We start from the raw sequence: 16836 nt of genomic DNA on the forward strand, positions 1-16836 counted from the left end.
GCTGCATAAAGCGGTTTCATTTACTGCGGAATACGGCGATACAGTTCGATCATATCGGTCGCCAGATCCTGGATGACCATCGCGTTCATCAGGTGGTCCTGAGAGTGAACGGTAATCAGGTTGACCGGAAGCTTGCCGGACCCTTCATCCAGACCGATAAGCTGGGTCTGGATTTTGTGCGCGTGCTTCACAAATTCATGAGATTCTGCCATCGCCTGCTCGGCGGCGGCAAAATCGCCTTTGCGCGCCAGCTGCAGTGCGGTTAATGCAGAGCTACGCGCTGAACCGGCGTTAACCAGCAGCTCCATAATGATCGTTTCTAAATCTTCCATCTCTTACTCCATCAACTTCAGGGCTTTATCCAGAACGGCATCGCCTTTCATCATGCCGTAATCCATCATATCGATAACGGCGACTTTTTTACCGAACGGATCGGCCAGCGCCTGCAGTTTTGCCTGCTCGTATTTCACCTGCGGGCCCAGCAGGATAATATCGGCAGCCGCCAGGTTGTCCTTAAATTCGGCCACCGGCACGGCTTTAATCGAGACTTCCACCCCTTTCTGCTGCGCGGCAGCTTGCATACGTTGAACCAGCATGCTGGTGGACATACCTGCGGCACAGCATAAAACGATATTCTTCATAGTTCGTCGCCTTTATGTTCCTTGATGTACCATCTTTAGCGCGGGCAGGGTGACGGAACAACCGCTTTGCAGCGATTGTGTGTAAGGCATCACAAAATAATGAAACCGGTTTCGGTTTGCGGGCTGAAAAGACAAAAAAGCCCGCCGAAGCGGGCTTTACAAGGGTAGGCGCTTTAGGTTCTGACTATCCGATTCTTGCCCTGCTGTTTCGCTTTATAGAGCGCTTCGTCCACGCTGACCACCAGTTTATCCAGCGGCTCCATATTCCATTCGCCGAGGCCGGCGCTGAAGGTTACGCTCAGCCCTTCTTCACGCCAGGTGCGCTGGGCGATCTTAATCCGCCAGCTTTCGAGCAGCGTATGGGCATGAGTGAGATGCTCTGCGGTAAATACCACGGCAAACTCCTCTCCGCCGTAGCGGTAGAGTGAAATCTGCAGCGGCTGCAGGATTTGCAGCCCTTCACGGGCGACGCTGCGCAGAACGATATCGCCGTTGAGGTGGCCCCAGGTGTCGTTAATCGATTTAAAGTTATCGATGTCGACCAGCGCCAGAGCGAACGGCTGATGATCGTTCATCAACGCCGCGATGTCGCTATCGAAGGCGCGGCGGTTTTTACAGCCGGTCAGGGCGTCGATGGTGGCCTGGCGCACGTAGGTGAGTTCGCGCTGCTTATTGCTTTCGATAGCCTTGCTCAGCATCGCTTCCAGCCGCGGGGCGCGCTGGACGTCGCCGGTCTTAATGGCGTTGATGATATTCATCAGCACCGTGCGCGAAGCGTGGCGCAGGTAGAGGCCGAACAGGATAATGACAATGGCGCCGAGGGCAAATCCCCAGGCGACAATATCGGTTTCATAGCGCGTCAGGTCGATCAGGGTGGAATTATCGACGCGATAGATGACGAACCAGTCGGGATTAGTAAACGAATAGTAGTAATACCAGCTATCGCTGGCGGTATCGTACAGCTGGCCCTCTGCGCTGGTCATGTCATCCATCAGGCGGCTGCTGACGTAGGGCTTAAACAGGGCGCCAGGATCCGGATGGAGCACCACTTTGCCGTCGCGCTGCACGACAAAAAACTCGCCCTGCACCGGCGCCACCATTTGCCGCAGCGCGTATCCCATCGACGTCAGGTCCATATGGAAGGCGAGGCTGCCTTTGAGCCGTCCTTCCGGGGAGATGACCGGCCGGTACAGGGTGACGGTGGGGCGATGGGTGAAGTAGTCCAGGTAGGGGCTGGTATAGAGGCTGAACGTACTGGCTTCCGCCTGTTTGATAAACCACGGGCGAGATTCAGGATCGAACGTCCGGCTATCTTCCGTCTCCAGCACCTCCGGCGCGCGCAGGTAGTGCGCCTGGGTGTCCGCCAGCGAGATAGAAGAGACGGTTTGCATCAGCTCCTGGAGCTGCATCAGCTCGCGTAAACCTTTCTGCGGATCGAGATTAACGGCGCTATTCAGCTCGTCATTGCGGGAGAAAAAGGTGGTGGCGCGGCTGAGAATAAAATCATTTTCGCGGAGCAGCGATTCGGTGTAGTTAATGGCCAGATTGTGGGTGAAGTTGCGATTAACGTGGTGATAGTCCTCAAGAAAATTCTTTTTCTGAGTGGCAATGACGAACGCTGCGATCAGTAAAAAACTGAGTAAAATCCCCGCAAACCCCACCAGAATCGGCGTAGTAAAAGAGAGTTTTCTGTTGTGACGAGCCATGAGTCGTAAATCGTTCCAGAAGGTATAAACCGTAGGTTAATACGCAGGTTTAGCCAGCATGCCTGCCGAGCGAATCAGGTAACTATTCGTCAATTATAACCACGCCCTTCCAGGTCAAGGGATTTAAATTCACCGTGGCTGGGGTTTCGCCCGCTCTCCATCGGCTGTCCGTATCGGTTATCCATTAAGGAGGCAGGGCGAAAATGAGGAAGAGAAATTATCGCCCTGGTCAGCGTCCGCTGCTGACAGGAGCAGAATAGGAAAACGGCAGAGGGTAAGCAATCTGCCGTTTTTGTTCTCGCGTTCAGGCTCGCAAACTATTCAGGTCGTTACACGCCTCTTCAGGGCGACTGCGTAGCGCGTCCCAGCCAGCTATCCCAGTCTTTCCACACCGGCTGCAACCCGCGAGCGACCAGCGCGCTGGCGACCTCTTCGGGGCGACGGCCATCGTGAGGAGCAAACTGCTCCAGCTCGGGGTGATTATCGGCGTAGCCGCCGGGCTGCGTTTTTGAAAATGCGCTGACGTTGTTAATGGCCAGCGGGATCACCCGATCGCGGAAATCGGGGGATTCGCGGGTTGAAAGCGACAGCTCAACCTCCGGCGCCAGCAGGCGGAAGGCGCAGATGGTCTGCACCAGCTGGCGCTCATCCATCAGCGATGCCGGTTCGATCCCACCGGCGCATGGCCGTAGCCGGGGGAAGGAGACCGAGTAGCGGCTGCGCCAGTAATGCTGCTGGAGCCACAGCAGATGCTCGGCGACCATATAGCAATCCACGCGCCAGCTATCGGAGAGGCCAATGAGTGCGCCCAGCCCGATCTTATCGATCCCCGCCTCGCCAAGGCGATCCGGCGTATCCAGACGCCAGAAGAAGTCCTGCTTCTTCCCCTTCAGATGATGCTGGGCGTACATGCTTTCATGATAGGTTTCCTGATAGACCATCACGCCGTCCAGGCCGAGCGTTTTCAGCTCGGCGTACTCTTCGGTGCTCAGCGGCTGCACCTCCATTTGCAGCGAGGAGAACCGGCTGCGGATCGCCGGCAGATGCTGGCGAAAATAGTCCATCCCCACCTTCCCCTGGTGTTCACCGGTGACCAGCAGCAGATGCTCAAAGCCCATCTGGCGGATGGCGGCGCACTCGCGGGTAATTTCATCGCTATCCAGCGTCTTGCGCTTGATGCGGTTGCTCATCGAAAAGCCGCAGTAGGTGCAGTCGTTAGCGCACAGATTAGAGAGATAGAGGGGAACGTAGAAGCTGACGGTGTTGCCAAAGCGCTGGCGGGTCAGGCGCTGCGCGCGCTGCGCCAGCGGCTCCAGATAGCCGGCGGCGGCGGGGGAGAGCAGGGCCATCATATCGTCGCGCGTAAGCTGTTTTGCCGCTATCGCCCGCTCAACGTCGGCGGGGGTTTTGCTGTTGATGCGCAGGCGGATATCATCCCACTCCAGCTGCTTCCAGCGATCGCTAAAGGTGCTCATGCCAGCGCCTCCAGAAAACCGGTCAGCGGGCTGGTGGCCTGCGCCTGGGCGCTGCGTGCGCCGGGTCCGGCCTGACGGGCCAGCAGGCCCGCTTCTACCGCCAGACGAAACGCGCGCGCCATGGTTACCGGATCGTCGGCGACGGCGATTGCGGTATTCACCAGCACCGCATCGGCGCCCATCTCCAGCGCCTGCGCCGCATGGCTGGGCACGCCAATACCGGCATCAACGACTACCGGTACCCTGGCCTGGGCGATAATGATTTCCAGCATGGCGCGGGTTTCCAGCCCCTGATTCGAGCCGATGGGCGCGCCGAGCGGCATCACCGCCGCGCAGCCCGCCTCCTCCAGGCGCTTACACAGCACCGGGTCGGCGCCGCAGTAGGGCAGAACCACGAAACCTTCCCGTACCAGGATCTCCGCCGCCTTCAGGGTTTCGATGGGGTCCGGCAGCAGCCAGCGCGCGTCAGGATGGATCTCCAGCTTCAGCCAATGAGTGCCCAGGGCCTCCCGCGCCAGGCGGGCGGCGAATACGGCCTCTTCCGCCGTTTTTGCCCCTGACGTATTCGGCAGCAGGCTGACGCCGGCGGCCAGTAAAGGCGCGAGGATCGCATCATTGTGCTGACGTAAATCGACGCGCTTCATCGCCAGCGTCACCAGCTGACTTCCCGAGGCGCGGATCGCCTCGACCATGAGTTCCGGTGCGGAAAATTTCCCGGTACCGGTAAAAATGTGTGAGTCGAACGTTTTGTCTGCGATACGTAACATGTCAGCCTCCGGCGATAACCTGAAAAAGCAGGACCCGATCGCCTTCCTGCAGAAGATGGTGATCCCACCGCTCGCGCGGCAGAACCTGTTGATTGAGCGCCAGCGCGATGCCCGCCTGCTGCTGTTCCAGCTGAGCGAGCAGGGCGGCGACGGTGAGCGCATCGGCGCAGCGGAGCGGCTCGTCGTTAAACCAAATCTGCATGTTGTCCTCCGCATACCGGGCAGCTCTGCGCCCGCTGTAGCGCCAGGCTGCGCCAGGCGCTGGTACGGGCGTCAAACAGCCGCAGCGTATTACGCGGCGTGACCATGCCGGAGAGCAGCTTGATCGCCTCCAGCGCCTGCAGCGTACCCATCATGCCGACCACCGGCCCGATAATGCCTGCGGTGCGGCAGCTGCGCTCGGGTTCGGCCGTATCCGGCCACAGGCAGCGATAGCAGCCCTGCTCCCACGGCGGGGTCAGAACCATCAGCTGCCCGCCAAGCCCGACGGCGCTGGCGGTAATTAACGGCGTTGTGCGGGTTACGCAGGCGGTGTTGATGGCCTGGCGGCTCGCCATATTATCGGTACAGTCCAGCACCAGATCGGCCTGCGCCACTTCCGCCAGCAGCGCTTCGCCGCTCAGCCGCTGCCGCAGGGGGATAACATCGATTTGCGGATTGAGCCGCGTCAGCCGCTGGCGGGCGGCCGTCGCTTTCGGCTGGGCAATGTCGTCGCTGGTGAACAAAATCTGCCGCTGCAGGTTGCTGACGTGAACATCGTCGTCGTCGGCGAGGACCAGCGTACCGACACCGGCGCCCGCCAGATAGAGCGCCGCGGGGGAGCCGAGCCCGCCGAGTCCGACGATCAGCACCCGGCTGGCCAGCAGCTTCTGCTGGCCTTCGATGGCGATATCTTCCAGCATCAGCTGGCGGCTGTAGCGCATAAAATCGCTATCATTCATCGCCTGCTCCCGCCATTTCCAGCAGCTGCGCGGTGGCCTGCTGCCAGTCCGCCGCCTGGGTAATCGCGCTGACCACGGCAATGCTGCCAACGCCGGTGCCAAGGACCGCCGGCGCGCGTTCGAGGCTGATGCCGCCAATCGCCACCGTTGGGTAGTCCTGTAGCCGGCTGATATGGTGCGCCAGCTGCTCCAGCCCCTGCGGTGCGGAGGGCATCTGCTTGGTTTGCGTCGGGAAAACGTGGCCTAATGCGATATACGAAGGACGTGCCGCCAGGGCGACGTCAATCTCCATATCATCATGCGTCGAGACGCCGAGGCGCAGCCCGGCATGGCGAATCGCGTTCAGGTCCGTCGTCTCCAGATCCTCCTGGCCGAGGTGCACGCCCCAGGCCTGATGCTTAATGGCCAGCTGCCAGTAGTCGTTGATAAACAGCCGGGCGTGATACTGCCGGCCGAGCGCGATAGCGGCGATAACGTCATCCTCAACGTCGGCCTCACGCTTATCCTTGATTCGCAGCTGGATGGTGCGCACGCCCGCTTTCAGCAGACGTTCAATCCACACCACGCTATCCACGACCGGGTAGAGTCCCAAACGAAAAGGGACGGGTGGAAAATCGGGTTGATACATCAGGCTTGCTCCTTACGTAAATAGATTTCGCCGCCGCGAGCGCGGAAGTCCTGCGACATATCGGCCATTCCGCTTTCGATATCCTGGCGGGCGGCGTAGTCGCGCACTTCCTGGCTGATTTTCATTGAACAGAATTTGGGTCCGCACATGGAGCAGAAGTGGGCGACTTTTCCCGACTCCTGCGGCAGAGTTTCATCGTGATAGGCGCGGGCGGTGAAGGGGTCGAGGGCGAGGTTGAACTGGTCCTCCCAGCGGAACTCAAAACGCGCTTTGGACATGGCGTTATCGCGGATCTGCGCCCCGGGATGGCCTTTGGCGAGGTCGGCGGCATGGGCGGCGATTTTGTAGGTGATCAGCCCCTGCTTCACGTCCTCTTTGTTCGGCAGCCCGAGGTGCTCTTTCGGCGTCACGTAGCAGAGCATCGCGCAGCCAAACCAGCCGATCATCGCGGCGCCAATGCCGGAAGTGAAGTGATCGTAGCCCGGAGCGATATCGGTGGTTAACGGCCCGAGGGTATAGAACGGCGCTTCGTGGCAGTGCTCCAGCTCTTCGGTCATGTTGCGGCGGATCATCTGCATCGGCACGTGGCCCGGGCCTTCAATCATCACCTGCACGTCGTACTCCCAGGCGATTTTCGTCAGCTCACCTAAGGTTCGCAGCTCGGCAAACTGCGCTTCATCGTTGGCGTCCTGGACAGATCCGGGGCGCAGACCGTCGCCCAGCGAGAGCGAGACGTCGTAGGCGGCGCAGATTTCGCAGATTTCGCGGAAGTGCTGATAGAGGAAGTTTTCCTGATGGTGCGACAGGCACCATTTCGCCATGATCGAACCGCCGCGGGAGACGATACCGGTGAGGCGTTTAGCCGTCAGCGGAACGTAGCGCAGCAGGACGCCGGCATGGATGGTGAAGTAGTCAACGCCTTGCTCCGCCTGCTCCAGCAGGGTATCGCGAAACGCTTCCCAGTTCAGGTCCTCGGCAATGCCGTTCACTTTTTCCAGCGCCTGGTAGATCGGCACCGTACCGATAGGCACCGGGCTGTTACGCAGGATCCACTCGCGGGTTTCGTGGATATAGCGGCCGGTGGAGAGATCCATCACCGTATCCGCTCCCCAGCGGGTTGACCACACCAGCTTTTCCACCTCCTCCTCAATGGACGAGGTGACGGCAGAGTTGCCGATATTGGCGTTAACTTTGACCAGGAAATTACGGCCGATAATCATCGGCTCCGACTCGGGATGGTTGATATTGGCGGGAATAATGGCGCGGCCGGCGGCCACTTCGTCACGGACAAACTCCGGGGTGATGTTGTCCGGCAGATGGGCACCAAACCCCTCTCCCGGATGCTGGTGGCGCAGCACTGCGCTACGAATGCGCTCGCGGCCCATGTTTTCGCGGATGGCGATAAACTCCATCTCCGGCGTGACGAGGCCCCGGCGGGCGTAGTGGAGCTGGGTGACGCAGCGGCCTGCGGCGGCCCGCTTTGGCGTCAGCAGGCGGCTAAAGCGCAGCTCATCGAGGCCGTCATCGGCCAGGCGCTGCTGGGTGTAGGCGGAGCTGCGATGGCTGAGCGGCTCGCTATCGTTACGCGCGTCAATCCACGGCTGGCGCAGCTTTGCCAGACCCTGATGGACATCGATCGCAATATCGGGGTCGCCGTAGGGGCCGGAGGTGTCGTACACCGGGATTGCTTCGTTGTCTTCATAGCGCGGATTTTCTTTGGAGCCGCCGATAAGCGTGGGGCTGAGCTGGATTTCACGCATCGGGACGCGAATATTATCCTGCGAACCCTGAATGTAGATACGCTGTGAGTTGGGGAAGACCGAACCTTCAAGAGTGTCGATAAAGTGCTGGGCGCGTTCGCGCTGCTGTCGACGGGTCAGTTTTTCTGTAGACATAGCTCATTCCAGACGAAAAGGAGATGGCTTGTCAGACGACGGATGGAGTAACAGATGCGATGGGTCCTGGAGGGACGACCGCTCTTTGCAGTTTACTCTTGTTCCCTTCGCAGGTATTAGCCTGATCAGGTTCCGCGGATCCCGAATTAACGGTCTCAGCCTTTTCCACTTTATCCTTCGCGCTGTCTCTTCGTTGGCTTCGTCTGCTCACTCCGTTTACTTACTGATGTAAGTTCCTGGAGGTTCACTGACTTGCCACCTTGAGGCATCACGAATGCTTTTTGGAAAATGGGCACTCCGACAAGATAAAACCCCCTCCGGAGAGGGGGAATGTATGTAAACTACTCGTTAACGGCTCACAACTCAAGCAGTCGGCGCGATATTGTCGCTGACGCTGTCTTTCAGGTTATAGGTCACGGCCAGGGCGATCAGCTTATCTTCAAGCGCAAAGCGCGCTTCCAGGGCTTCCCCGATATCCGAGAGCGCCTGCTGGAACTCGAGGTAGTTATCGTGATCGATAGCGTTTTCGAGGCAGGTGTCGTAATAATCCATAATCTGCTGGGTGTTGGCTTCCAGCTGTGGATAGAGCCTGGTGGCGGCCAAAAGTGGCGTATCGCCTTCCATTTCCCCGATAATACGTTCATAAATACTAAAATGACCGGATGAGAGGTAATCCACCAGGCTTTGGCAAAAGTTATCCAGCGACTTTTCATTAAGCCGCATAAATGACTCTTTGCCGGGTTTCAGGCCAACCAGCTTGTAGTAAGCCACGAGCAAATGCTTACGTACATGCAGCCAGCGATCGACCAGTTCATTACTGCCTCCAACACGTTCCGTTAGGTTTTCCAGCTGGTTTAACATGGTTGACTCCGCAAGATTAAGAAAATAACGTTGCTCACCAAAATGTAAATATAATGTTAAAAGTGCCAGTAAAACGAAGGTAGTGCAATAGATATGGATCGTATTATTGAAAAATTAGATCGCGGCTGGTGGATCGTCAGTCACGAACAAAAATTATGGTTACCCGGCGGGGAATTACCACACGGCGAAGCGGTAAATTTTAATCTTGTCGGCCAGCACGCGCAGCATATTGGCGAATGGCAAGGCGACGCGGTGTGGCTGATACGCCAGGATCGTCGGCAGGATATGGGATCGCTGCGGCAGGTGCTGGATCAGGATCCTGGCCTGTTTCAGCTGGCGGGCCGCGGTATTCAGCTGGCCGAGTTTTATCGCTCGCACAAGTTCTGCGGCTACTGCGGGCACCCGATGCACCCGAGCAAAACCGAATGGGCGATGCTGTGTAGCCACTGCCGCGAGCGCTACTATCCGCAAATCGCACCGTGCATGATTGTCGCCATTCGCCGGGAAGACTCTATCCTGCTGGCGCAGCATACCCGCCACCGCAACGGCGTGCATACGGTGCTGGCCGGCTTTGTTGAAGTGGGGGAGACCCTCGAACAGACGGTGGCGCGCGAGGTGATGGAAGAGTGCGGCATTAAGGTGAAAAACCTGCGCTACGTGACTTCCCAGCCCTGGCCGTTCCCGCAGTCGCTGATGACCGCATTTATGGCGGAATACGACAGCGGTGAGATTGTCATCGATCGCAAAGAGCTGCTGGAGGCGGGCTGGTATCGCTACGACGATTTACCGCTTCTGCCGCCGCCGGGAACCGTGGCGCGCCGGCTGATTGAAGATACGGTGGCGATGTGCCGGGCCGACTATGAATGACGTGATACAATGATGGCCTGACGCATTGAAGGAACTGCAAAATGACCGAACTGAAGAACGATCGTTATCTGCGTGCGCTGCTGCGCCAGCCCGTTGATGTGACCCCGGTGTGGATGATGCGCCAGGCTGGCCGCTATTTACCGGAGTACAAAGCCACTCGCGCCGAAGCGGGCGACTTTATGTCGCTGTGTAAAAATGCTGAGCTGGCCTGCGAAGTGACGCTGCAGCCGCTGCGCCGCTATGCGCTGGACGCGGCGATCCTCTTCTCTGACATTTTAACCATCCCGGATGCGATGGGGCTGGGGCTGTACTTCGAAACCGGAGAAGGCCCGCGCTTTACCTCACCGATTACCTGCAGGGCGGATGTCGATAAGCTGCCGATTCCCGATCCGGAAGATGAGCTCGGCTATGTTATGAACGCGGTGCGCACCATCCGCCGCGAGCTCAAAGGTGAAGTTCCGCTGATTGGCTTCTCCGGCAGCCCGTGGACGCTGGCGACCTATATGGTTGAAGGCGGTAGCAGCAAAGCCTTTACCGTGATTAAGAAGATGATGTACGCCGAGCCGAAGGCGCTGCACGCGCTGCTCGACAAGCTGGCCAAAAGCGTCACGCTGTACCTGAACGCCCAGATCAAAGCCGGCGCTCAGTCGGTGATGATTTTTGATACCTGGGGCGGAGTGCTGACCGGCCGTGATTATCAGCAGTTCTCGCTCTACTACATGCATAAAATCGTTGATGGCCTGCTGCGTGAAAATGAAGGCCGCCGCGTGCCGGTGACCCTGTTTACCAAAGGCGGCGGACAGTGGCTGGAGGCGATTGCGGAAACCGGCTGCGACGCGCTGGGCCTCGACTGGACAACCGATATCGCCGATGCGCGTCGTCGCGTTGGCCATAAGGTCGCGCTGCAGGGCAATATGGATCCCTCTATGCTTTACGCGCCCGCAGCCCGCATTGAGGAAGAAGTCGCTACCATCCTTGCCGGCTTTGGTCAGGGAGAGGGCCACGTCTTCAACCTCGGACACGGCATTCATCAGGACGTGGATCCTGCGCATGCTGGCGTGTTTGTGGAGGCGGTTCACCGGCTGTCAGCACAGTATCATCGCTAAGGAGCGACTATGGATTTGGCTTCTCTACGTACCCTGCAGCGGGATTTAGCAGAATCGGTCATTCGTGAAGATCGGCTGGATCGCGATCCGCCTCAGCTGATCGGCGGCGCGGATGTTGGGTTTGAGCAGGAAGGAGAAGTCACCCGAGCGGCGATGGTGCTGCTGGCCTGGCCTTCGCTGGAGCTGGTTGAATATCAGGTGGCGCGCGTTGCCACCACCATGCCCTATATTCCCGGCTTCCTCTCCTTTCGTGAAACCCCCGCGCTGCTGGCAGCGTGGGAGCTGCTTTCGCAAAAACCGGATCTGCTGTTCGTGGACGGCCACGGCATTTCCCATCCCCGCCGTCTTGGCGTAGCCAGCCATTTCGGGCTGCTGGTGGATGTGCCCACCATCGGCGTGGCGAAAAAGCGCCTGTGCGGCAAATGCGACGCCCCGGGCGATGAGCCGGGGGCGCTGACGGCGTTGATGGATAAAAACGAACAGCTGGCGTGGGTTCTGCGCAGCAAGGTGCGCTGTAACCCGCTCTTTATCAGCACCGGCCACCGGGTTGGCCTGGATAGCGCCCTAATGTGGGTGGAACGCTGTATGAAAGGCTATCGCCTGCCGGAGCCGACGCGCTGGGCGGATGCGGTCGCATCAGAGCGCCCGGCGTTTATCCGTTGGCAAGCAAATCACGGCTGATTCAGGTAAACTGCGGCTAATTTCTGACTTCGAGAATTCATCATGTTACAAAACCCGATTCATCTGCGCCTGGAGAAGCTGGAAAGCTGGCAGCACGTCACTTTTATGGCCTGCTTGTGTGAGCGCATGTACCCCAATTACGCCATGTTTTGCCAGCAAACCGAATTTGCCGATGGCCAGCTGTATCGCCGTATCCTCGATCTGATCTGGGAAACGTTAACGGTCAAAGACGCGAAGGTGAATTTTGATAGCCAGCTGGAGAAGCTGGAAGAGGCGATCCCGGCAGCTGACGACTATGATATGTACGGCGTCTATCCGGCGATCGATGCCTGCGTCGCATTAAGCGAGCTGGTTCACTCGCGCCTGAGCGGCGAAACTCTCGAGCACGCCATTGAGGTGAGCAAGAGCTCCATTACCACCGTCGCGATGCTGGAAATGACCCAGGCAGGTCGTGAAATGACCGACGAAGAGCTCAAGGAAAACCCGGCGGTTGAACAAGAATGGGACATTCAGTGGGAAATTTTCCGCCTGCTGGCCGAGTGCGAAGAGCGCGATATTGAACTGATAAAAGGACTGCGCGCTGACCTTCGTGAAGCCGGCGAGAGCAATATTGGTATAAATTTTCAGCAGTGAGACCAGAAAACGTGATTTACCGCCTGAATTGTAGCGTCTGAAGGCTTCCATTCCGCCCCCCGTCTGGTCTACATTTGGAGGGCGAAAAAAAGTGGCTATCGGTGCGTGTATGCAGGAGAGTGTTTTTCAGCATTTCCGTCGCACTCGGTGCTTAGCAAGCGATAAACACATTGTAAGGATAACTTATGAACAAGACTCAACTGATTGATGTAATTGCGGACAAAGCTGACCTGTCCAAAGCACAGGCAAAAGCTGCCCTGGAATCTACCCTGGCTGCAATTACTGAGTCTCTGAAAGAAGGTGATGCTGTCCAACTGGTTGGTTTCGGTACCTTCAAAGTGAACCACCGCGCTGAGCGTACTGGCCGCAACCCGCAGACCGGTAATGAAATCAAAATTGCCGCTGCTAACGTGCCGGCGTTTGTTTCAGGCAAAGCACTGAAAGACGCAGTTAAGTAAGACCGCGTGGCAGTGTACAGTTTTACCGAAGGGGCCTTTAAGCCCCTTTTGTCTATCTGGCGTCGCACGCTGACGCTGGCAGGCGTACTGTTGCTCACTGCCTGCAGCCATGATTCCTCGCTCCCGCCTTTTACCGCCAGCGGCTACGCTGACAACCAGGGAGCGATGCGTATCTGGCGCATGGATTCCAATGGCGAGGTGCATCTTCTCGCCGCTTTTAGCCCGTGGCGTCACGGCAACACTTCAACCAGCGAGTACCGCTGGCAGGGCGATCTGCTGACGCTGATTGAGCTCAACGTTTACGGCAAGACCACCGAACATATTCGCGCCCGCTTTGATGACCAGGGCGAGCTGAGCTTTATGCAGCGTGAAATTGACGGGCAAAAGCAGCAGCTCTCCAGCGACCAGGTCGCGCTCTACCGCTACCGGGCGACGCAGATCCGCCAGACCAGCGACGCGTTGCGTCAGGGCCGCGTTGTGCTGCGTCAGGGACGCTGGCACGCCGATCGGACCGTCACCACCTGTGAAGGGCAGACCGTTAAGCCCGACCTCGATGCCCGGGCGTTAGCCCATATCGCCCGCCGCCAGGATCACTCCTCCGTCGAGGTCAGCGTCGCGTGGCTGGAAGCCTCCGAAGGTTCGCAGCTGCTGCTGGTGGCAAACGAAGACTTCTGTACCTGGCAACCGCAGGAAAAAACCTTCTAACGCTATACCTGCGCTTCATACTCCGCTGCATCCGATCCTCGTTACCGCACCTGCCGGACATCGCGCCGCCGATCCTTGCAGAACCGTACTCCGCGCGCGCCAAATAAAACGGGCGGCCACAAAACTGAGGCCACCCGTTAATAAAGAAGGATGCGTGAATCCGGCAGATGAAACGACGCCGTTAGCTTTGCTCGCGAGCGATGGCGCGCCAGCCGATATCGTCACGGCTAAAGCTGCCGTTCCAGCGGATATCGGTAAGCAGTTCATAGGCACGCTGCTGTGCCTGGGCCACGCTATCGCCCAGCGCCGTTACGCACAGTACGCGGCCACCGTTGGTGAGTACGCGCTGGTCGGCAGAAAGCTGGGTGCCCGCATGGAACACTTTGCCATCCGCCGCTTCTTCCTGTGGCAGGCCAAAGATCTCGTCGCCGGTGCTGTAGCTGCCCGGATAGCCGCCCGCGGCCACGACCACGCCGAGAGAGGCGCGGCTGTCCCACTCTGACGTTTTCTCATCCAGCTTGCCGTCGCAGGCGGCGAGGCACAGCTCTACCATGTCCGACTTCATGCGCAGCATGATGGGCTGCGTTTCCGGATCGCCGAAGCGGCAGTTGAACTCAATTACCTTTGGGTTGCCCTGCTTATCGATCATCAGACCCGCGTAGAGAAAGCCGGTATAGGTATTACCTTCCGCCGCCATCCCTTTGACCGTTGGCCAAATGATACGCTCCATGGTGCGCTGATGAACTTCATCCGTGACCACCGGAGCAGGAGAGTACGCGCCCATGCCGCCGGTGTTAGGGCCAGTATCGCCGTTACCGACGCGTTTGTGGTCCTGGCTGGTGGCCATCGGCAGCACGTGCTCGCCGTCAACCATAACGATAAAGCTGGCCTCTTCGCCGTCGAGGAACTCTTCGATAACGATACGGTGGCCCGCGTCGCCGAAGGCGTTGCCAGCCAGCATATCGTTAACGGCAGCTTCCGCCTCTTCAAGCGTCATGGCGACAATCACGCCTTTCCCGGCCGCCAGGCCGTCAGCTTTGATAACGATCGGCGCGCCTTTCTCACGCAGGTACGCAAGGGCAGGCTCAACCTCGGTAAAGTTCTGGTACTCGGCGGTGGGGATCTTGTGGCGCGCGAGGAAATCTTTGGTGAAGGCCTTAGAGCCCTCGAGCTGCGCGGCACCTTCCGTTGGGCCGAAGATTTTCAGTCCGGCGGCGCGGAAGGCATCGACGATGCCAATCACCAGCGGCGCTTCCGGGCCGACGATGGTCAGATCGATATTTTCGCGCTGTGCGAAGCTCAGCAGCGCCGGAATGTCGGTCACGCCGATAGCCACGTTCTGCAGCGCGGGCTCCAGGGCGGTGCCGGCATTACCCGGAGCAACATAAACGGTATCAACCAGCGGCGATTGCGCCACTTTCCATCCTAACGCGTGCTCGCGCCCGCCGTTACCAATCACTAATACTTTCATGTGTTACTCCGTGAATTAATGGCGGAAATGGCGCATGTCGGTGAAGATCATGGCGATACCGTGCTCGTCGGCAGCGGCAATCACCTCTTCGTCGCGAATAGAGCCACCAGGCTGGATCACGCAGCTCACGCCCACTGCCGCGGCCGCATCAATGCCGTCACGGAACGGGAAGAATGCGTCGGATGCCATTGCTGAGCCTTTCACTTCCAGGCCTTCGTCGGCGGCTTTAATTCCGGCAATTTTGGCGGAGTAAACGCGGCTCATCTGGCCTGCGCCTATGCCGATGGTCATATTCTCTTTGGCATACACGATAGCGTTGGATTTGACGAACTTGGCGACTTTCCAGCAGAACAGCGCATCACGCAGCTCCTGCTCGGTTGGCTGGCGCTTGCTGACCACGCGCAGCTCAGCGTGGGTGACCATGCCCAGATCGCGATCCTGTACCAGCAGCCCACCGTTAACGCGTTTGAAATCAAGGCCCGGTACGCGTGAGGTCCACTCGCCGCAGGTCAGGACGCGGACGTTCTGTTTCGCCGCGGTGATTTTCAGCGCCGCTTCGCTAGCGGACGGGGCGATGATCACTTCGACAAACTGACGGGAGATAATGGCCTGCGCGGTTTCGGCATCCAGCTCGCGGTTGAAGGCAATAATGCCGCCGAACGCTGAGGTTGGGTCGGTTTTATAGGCGCGGTCGTAGGCATCCAGCAGGGAATCGCTTACCGCAACGCCGCACGGGTTGGCGTGCTTGACGATGACGCACGCCGGCTCGCTGAACTCTTTCACGCACTCCAGCGCCGCATCGGTATCGGCAATGTTGTTATAGGAAAGCGCTTTGCCCTGCAGCTGCTGCGCGGTGGCAACGGATGCTTCCTTAATTTCTTCTTCTATATAGAAGGCGGCCTGCTGATGGCTGTTTTCACCGTAGCGCATATCCTGCTTCTTAATGAAGTTCAGGTTCAGGGTACGCGGGAAGCGGCCTGAAGCTTCCTGAGTTTCACCATGATAGGCCGGAACCATGCTGCCGAAGTAGTTGGCAATCATGCTGTCATAGGCTGCGGTGTGCTCGAAAGCTTTAATAGCGAGGTCGAAACGGGTGTCGAGAGTCAGGGAGCCTTCGTTGGCGTCCATCTCTTTAATAATGGCGGCGTAGTCGCTGCTCTTAACAACGATAGCGACATCTTTATGGTTCTTGGCCGCGGAGCGCACCATGGTCGGGCCGCCGATATCGATGTTCTCAACCGCATCTTCCAGCGAGCAGCCTTCACGGGCGACGGTCTGGGCAAACGGGTAGAGGTTAACGACGACCATATCAATAGGAGAGATAGCGTGCTGCGCCATGATCTCATCATCCTGTCCGCGACGACCCAGAATGCCGCCGTGTACTTTCGGATGCAGGGTCTTCACGCGTCCATCCATCATTTCCGGGAAACCGGTGTAGTCAGAGACTTCGGTTACCGGCAGGCCTTTCTCTGCCAGCAGGCGTGCGGTACCACCCGTAGAGAGTAGCTCAACACCACGAGCGGAAAGAGCCTGCGCGAATTCGACGATACCGGCCTTATCAGAAACACTGAGCAGGGCGCGGCGGACTGGACGACGTTGTTGCATGGTATTAAATCCCCAGGATTTGAATATTACAGAGAGCGTTAGGTGAGTTTTTGCCTAAAAACTCACCTAACGCACCCAACCGGGCGTCCGTGTCATAGCGCGGCATTGTAACGAAAACGTTTGCGCAACGCTCGCGAATTTTTATCTTTCTCTTTGCAGGGGGAAATCTTTCCTTATCTCTCCTTATAGAAGGGCGCTGCGACGGCCTTTATAGAGAAGGATCGTCGACGGTCTGTGGATAATTCTGTGCGTAAGAGGGTATAAACCGGGGTTTTGCTGGGGAATGCAGCAGTCAGTCATTTTTCTGCAATTTAACTATTGCGGGCGCTCGAGAACTCCCTATAATGCGCCTCCATCGACACGGCGGATGTGAATCACTTCACACTAACTAGCCGA

The 16836-nt window shown here is 58.3% G+C and carries 18 protein-coding genes; 6 read left to right on the plus strand and 12 right to left on the minus strand.

What is annotated here, in order from left to right; all coding sequences use genetic code 11:
- Positions 1–20 precede the first annotated feature (20 nt).
- From RTE01_RS24875 to RTE01_RS24920, 10 genes are all read right to left on the minus strand, one after another.
- A complete protein-coding gene (locus RTE01_RS24875) occupies positions 21–332 on the minus strand; it encodes a PTS lactose/cellobiose transporter subunit IIA (RefSeq protein WP_041143544.1) in 312 nt (103 codons plus the stop codon).
- A gap of 3 nt (positions 333–335) precedes the next feature.
- Positions 336–641, minus strand: coding sequence for a PTS sugar transporter subunit IIB (locus RTE01_RS24880; RefSeq protein WP_041143545.1), 306 nt, complete (start codon positions 639–641; stop codon positions 336–338).
- Positions 642–814: 173 nt separating this feature from the next.
- Complete coding sequence (locus RTE01_RS24885; protein WP_041143546.1) at positions 815–2347, minus strand: sensor domain-containing diguanylate cyclase; 1533 nt, start codon at positions 2345–2347, stop codon at positions 815–817.
- A gap of 341 nt (positions 2348–2688) precedes the next feature.
- The gene (gene thiH / locus RTE01_RS24890) at positions 2689–3822 is read right to left on the minus strand and encodes a 2-iminoacetate synthase ThiH (protein WP_041143547.1); all 1134 of its coding nucleotides are present in this window, start codon (positions 3820–3822) and stop codon (positions 2689–2691) included.
- On the minus strand, positions 3819–4589 hold the full coding sequence (gene thiG / locus RTE01_RS24895; protein WP_041143548.1) for a thiazole synthase: 771 nt from the start codon (positions 4587–4589) through the stop codon (positions 3819–3821). Before thiG ends, thiH begins: the two co-directional genes overlap by 4 nt.
- 1 nt (position 4590) lies before the next feature.
- Positions 4591–4791, minus strand: coding sequence for a sulfur carrier protein ThiS (gene thiS / locus RTE01_RS24900; RefSeq protein WP_045858019.1), 201 nt, complete (start codon positions 4789–4791; stop codon positions 4591–4593).
- The gene (locus RTE01_RS24905) at positions 4775–5530 is read right to left on the minus strand and encodes a HesA/MoeB/ThiF family protein (RefSeq protein ID WP_134525113.1); all 756 of its coding nucleotides are present in this window, start codon (positions 5528–5530) and stop codon (positions 4775–4777) included. The genes thiS and RTE01_RS24905 overlap by 17 nt, the downstream gene beginning before the upstream one ends.
- Complete coding sequence (gene thiE, locus RTE01_RS24910; protein WP_141335447.1) at positions 5523–6158, minus strand: thiamine phosphate synthase; 636 nt, start codon at positions 6156–6158, stop codon at positions 5523–5525. The genes RTE01_RS24905 and thiE overlap by 8 nt, the downstream gene beginning before the upstream one ends.
- A complete protein-coding gene (gene thiC, locus RTE01_RS24915; RefSeq protein WP_115193798.1) occupies positions 6158–8053 on the minus strand; it encodes a phosphomethylpyrimidine synthase ThiC in 1896 nt (631 codons plus the stop codon). Before thiC ends, thiE begins: the two co-directional genes overlap by 1 nt.
- A gap of 363 nt (positions 8054–8416) precedes the next feature.
- Entirely contained in the window at positions 8417–8914 is a 498-nt protein-coding gene (locus RTE01_RS24920) for an Rsd/AlgQ family anti-sigma factor (RefSeq protein ID WP_041143553.1), read from the minus strand.
- A gap of 93 nt (positions 8915–9007) precedes the next feature.
- Between RTE01_RS24920 and nudC the strand changes: the two genes are divergently transcribed.
- From nudC to RTE01_RS24950, 6 genes are all read left to right on the plus strand, one after another.
- Positions 9008–9781 carry an NAD(+) diphosphatase gene (nudC, locus tag RTE01_RS24925; protein ID WP_041143554.1) on the plus strand — a complete coding sequence of 258 codons (774 nt, stop codon included), beginning with the start codon at positions 9008–9010 and terminating at the stop codon, positions 9779–9781.
- A gap of 41 nt (positions 9782–9822) precedes the next feature.
- Entirely contained in the window at positions 9823–10887 is a 1065-nt protein-coding gene (hemE, locus tag RTE01_RS24930) for a uroporphyrinogen decarboxylase (protein WP_041143555.1), read from the plus strand.
- A gap of 9 nt (positions 10888–10896) precedes the next feature.
- Complete coding sequence (nfi, locus tag RTE01_RS24935; protein WP_076948187.1) at positions 10897–11568, plus strand: deoxyribonuclease V; 672 nt, start codon at positions 10897–10899, stop codon at positions 11566–11568.
- A 42-nt stretch (positions 11569–11610) separates the two neighbouring features.
- The gene (locus RTE01_RS24940) at positions 11611–12201 is read left to right on the plus strand and encodes a YjaG family protein (RefSeq protein WP_041143557.1); all 591 of its coding nucleotides are present in this window, start codon (positions 11611–11613) and stop codon (positions 12199–12201) included.
- Between the two features lie 185 nt (positions 12202–12386).
- On the plus strand, positions 12387–12659 hold the full coding sequence (gene hupA, locus RTE01_RS24945) for a nucleoid-associated protein HU-alpha (protein ID WP_004097675.1): 273 nt from the start codon (positions 12387–12389) through the stop codon (positions 12657–12659).
- 12 nt (positions 12660–12671) lie between these two features.
- A complete protein-coding gene (locus RTE01_RS24950) occupies positions 12672–13364 on the plus strand; it encodes a DUF1481 domain-containing protein (RefSeq protein ID WP_134525115.1) in 693 nt (230 codons plus the stop codon).
- A gap of 181 nt (positions 13365–13545) precedes the next feature.
- On the opposite strand, the gene purD is transcribed toward RTE01_RS24950, so the two are convergent.
- Positions 13546–14835, minus strand: coding sequence for a phosphoribosylamine--glycine ligase (purD, locus tag RTE01_RS24955; protein WP_041143558.1), 1290 nt, complete (start codon positions 14833–14835; stop codon positions 13546–13548).
- Positions 14836–14850: 15 nt separating this feature from the next.
- Positions 14851–16440, minus strand: coding sequence for a bifunctional phosphoribosylaminoimidazolecarboxamide formyltransferase/IMP cyclohydrolase (purH, locus tag RTE01_RS24960; protein WP_141335449.1), 1590 nt, complete (start codon positions 16438–16440; stop codon positions 14851–14853).
- Positions 16441–16836 lie beyond the last annotated feature (396 nt).

This window comes from Klebsiella terrigena (assembly GCF_006539725.1).
Classification (GTDB): domain Bacteria; phylum Pseudomonadota; class Gammaproteobacteria; order Enterobacterales; family Enterobacteriaceae; genus Klebsiella; species Klebsiella terrigena.

What these genes read in the sequence shown, in the direction of transcription:
- hemE (WP_041143555.1), top strand. Translation starts at nt 9,823, where the DNA reads ATGACCGAACTGAAGAACGATCGTTATCTGCGTGCGCTGCTGCGCCAG.
- purD (WP_041143558.1), bottom strand. Translation starts at nt 14,835, where the DNA reads ATGAAAGTATTAGTGATTGGTAACGGCGGGCGCGAGCACGCGTTAGGA.
- hupA (WP_004097675.1), top strand. Translation starts at nt 12,387, where the DNA reads ATGAACAAGACTCAACTGATTGATGTAATTGCGGACAAAGCTGACCTG.
- nudC (WP_041143554.1), top strand. Translation starts at nt 9,008, where the DNA reads ATGGATCGTATTATTGAAAAATTAGATCGCGGCTGGTGGATCGTCAGT.
- RTE01_RS24885 (WP_041143546.1), bottom strand. Translation starts at nt 2,347, where the DNA reads ATGGCTCGTCACAACAGAAAACTCTCTTTTACTACGCCGATTCTGGTG.
- RTE01_RS24880 (WP_041143545.1), bottom strand. Translation starts at nt 641, where the DNA reads ATGAAGAATATCGTTTTATGCTGTGCCGCAGGTATGTCCACCAGCATG.
- RTE01_RS24875 (WP_041143544.1), bottom strand. Translation starts at nt 332, where the DNA reads ATGGAAGATTTAGAAACGATCATTATGGAGCTGCTGGTTAACGCCGGT.
- RTE01_RS24920 (WP_041143553.1), bottom strand. Translation starts at nt 8,914, where the DNA reads ATGTTAAACCAGCTGGAAAACCTAACGGAACGTGTTGGAGGCAGTAAT.
- nfi (WP_076948187.1), top strand. Translation starts at nt 10,897, where the DNA reads ATGGATTTGGCTTCTCTACGTACCCTGCAGCGGGATTTAGCAGAATCG.
- thiS (WP_045858019.1), bottom strand. Translation starts at nt 4,791, where the DNA reads ATGCAGATTTGGTTTAACGACGAGCCGCTCCGCTGCGCCGATGCGCTC.
- thiH (WP_041143547.1), bottom strand. Translation starts at nt 3,822, where the DNA reads ATGAGCACCTTTAGCGATCGCTGGAAGCAGCTGGAGTGGGATGATATC.
- thiC (WP_115193798.1), bottom strand. Translation starts at nt 8,053, where the DNA reads ATGTCTACAGAAAAACTGACCCGTCGACAGCAGCGCGAACGCGCCCAG.
- RTE01_RS24905 (WP_134525113.1), bottom strand. Translation starts at nt 5,530, where the DNA reads ATGAATGATAGCGATTTTATGCGCTACAGCCGCCAGCTGATGCTGGAA.
- thiG (WP_041143548.1), bottom strand. Translation starts at nt 4,589, where the DNA reads ATGTTACGTATCGCAGACAAAACGTTCGACTCACACATTTTTACCGGT.
- purH (WP_141335449.1), bottom strand. Translation starts at nt 16,440, where the DNA reads ATGCAACAACGTCGTCCAGTCCGCCGCGCCCTGCTCAGTGTTTCTGAT.
- thiE (WP_141335447.1), bottom strand. Translation starts at nt 6,158, where the DNA reads ATGTATCAACCCGATTTTCCACCCGTCCCTTTTCGTTTGGGACTCTAC.
- RTE01_RS24940 (WP_041143557.1), top strand. Translation starts at nt 11,611, where the DNA reads ATGTTACAAAACCCGATTCATCTGCGCCTGGAGAAGCTGGAAAGCTGG.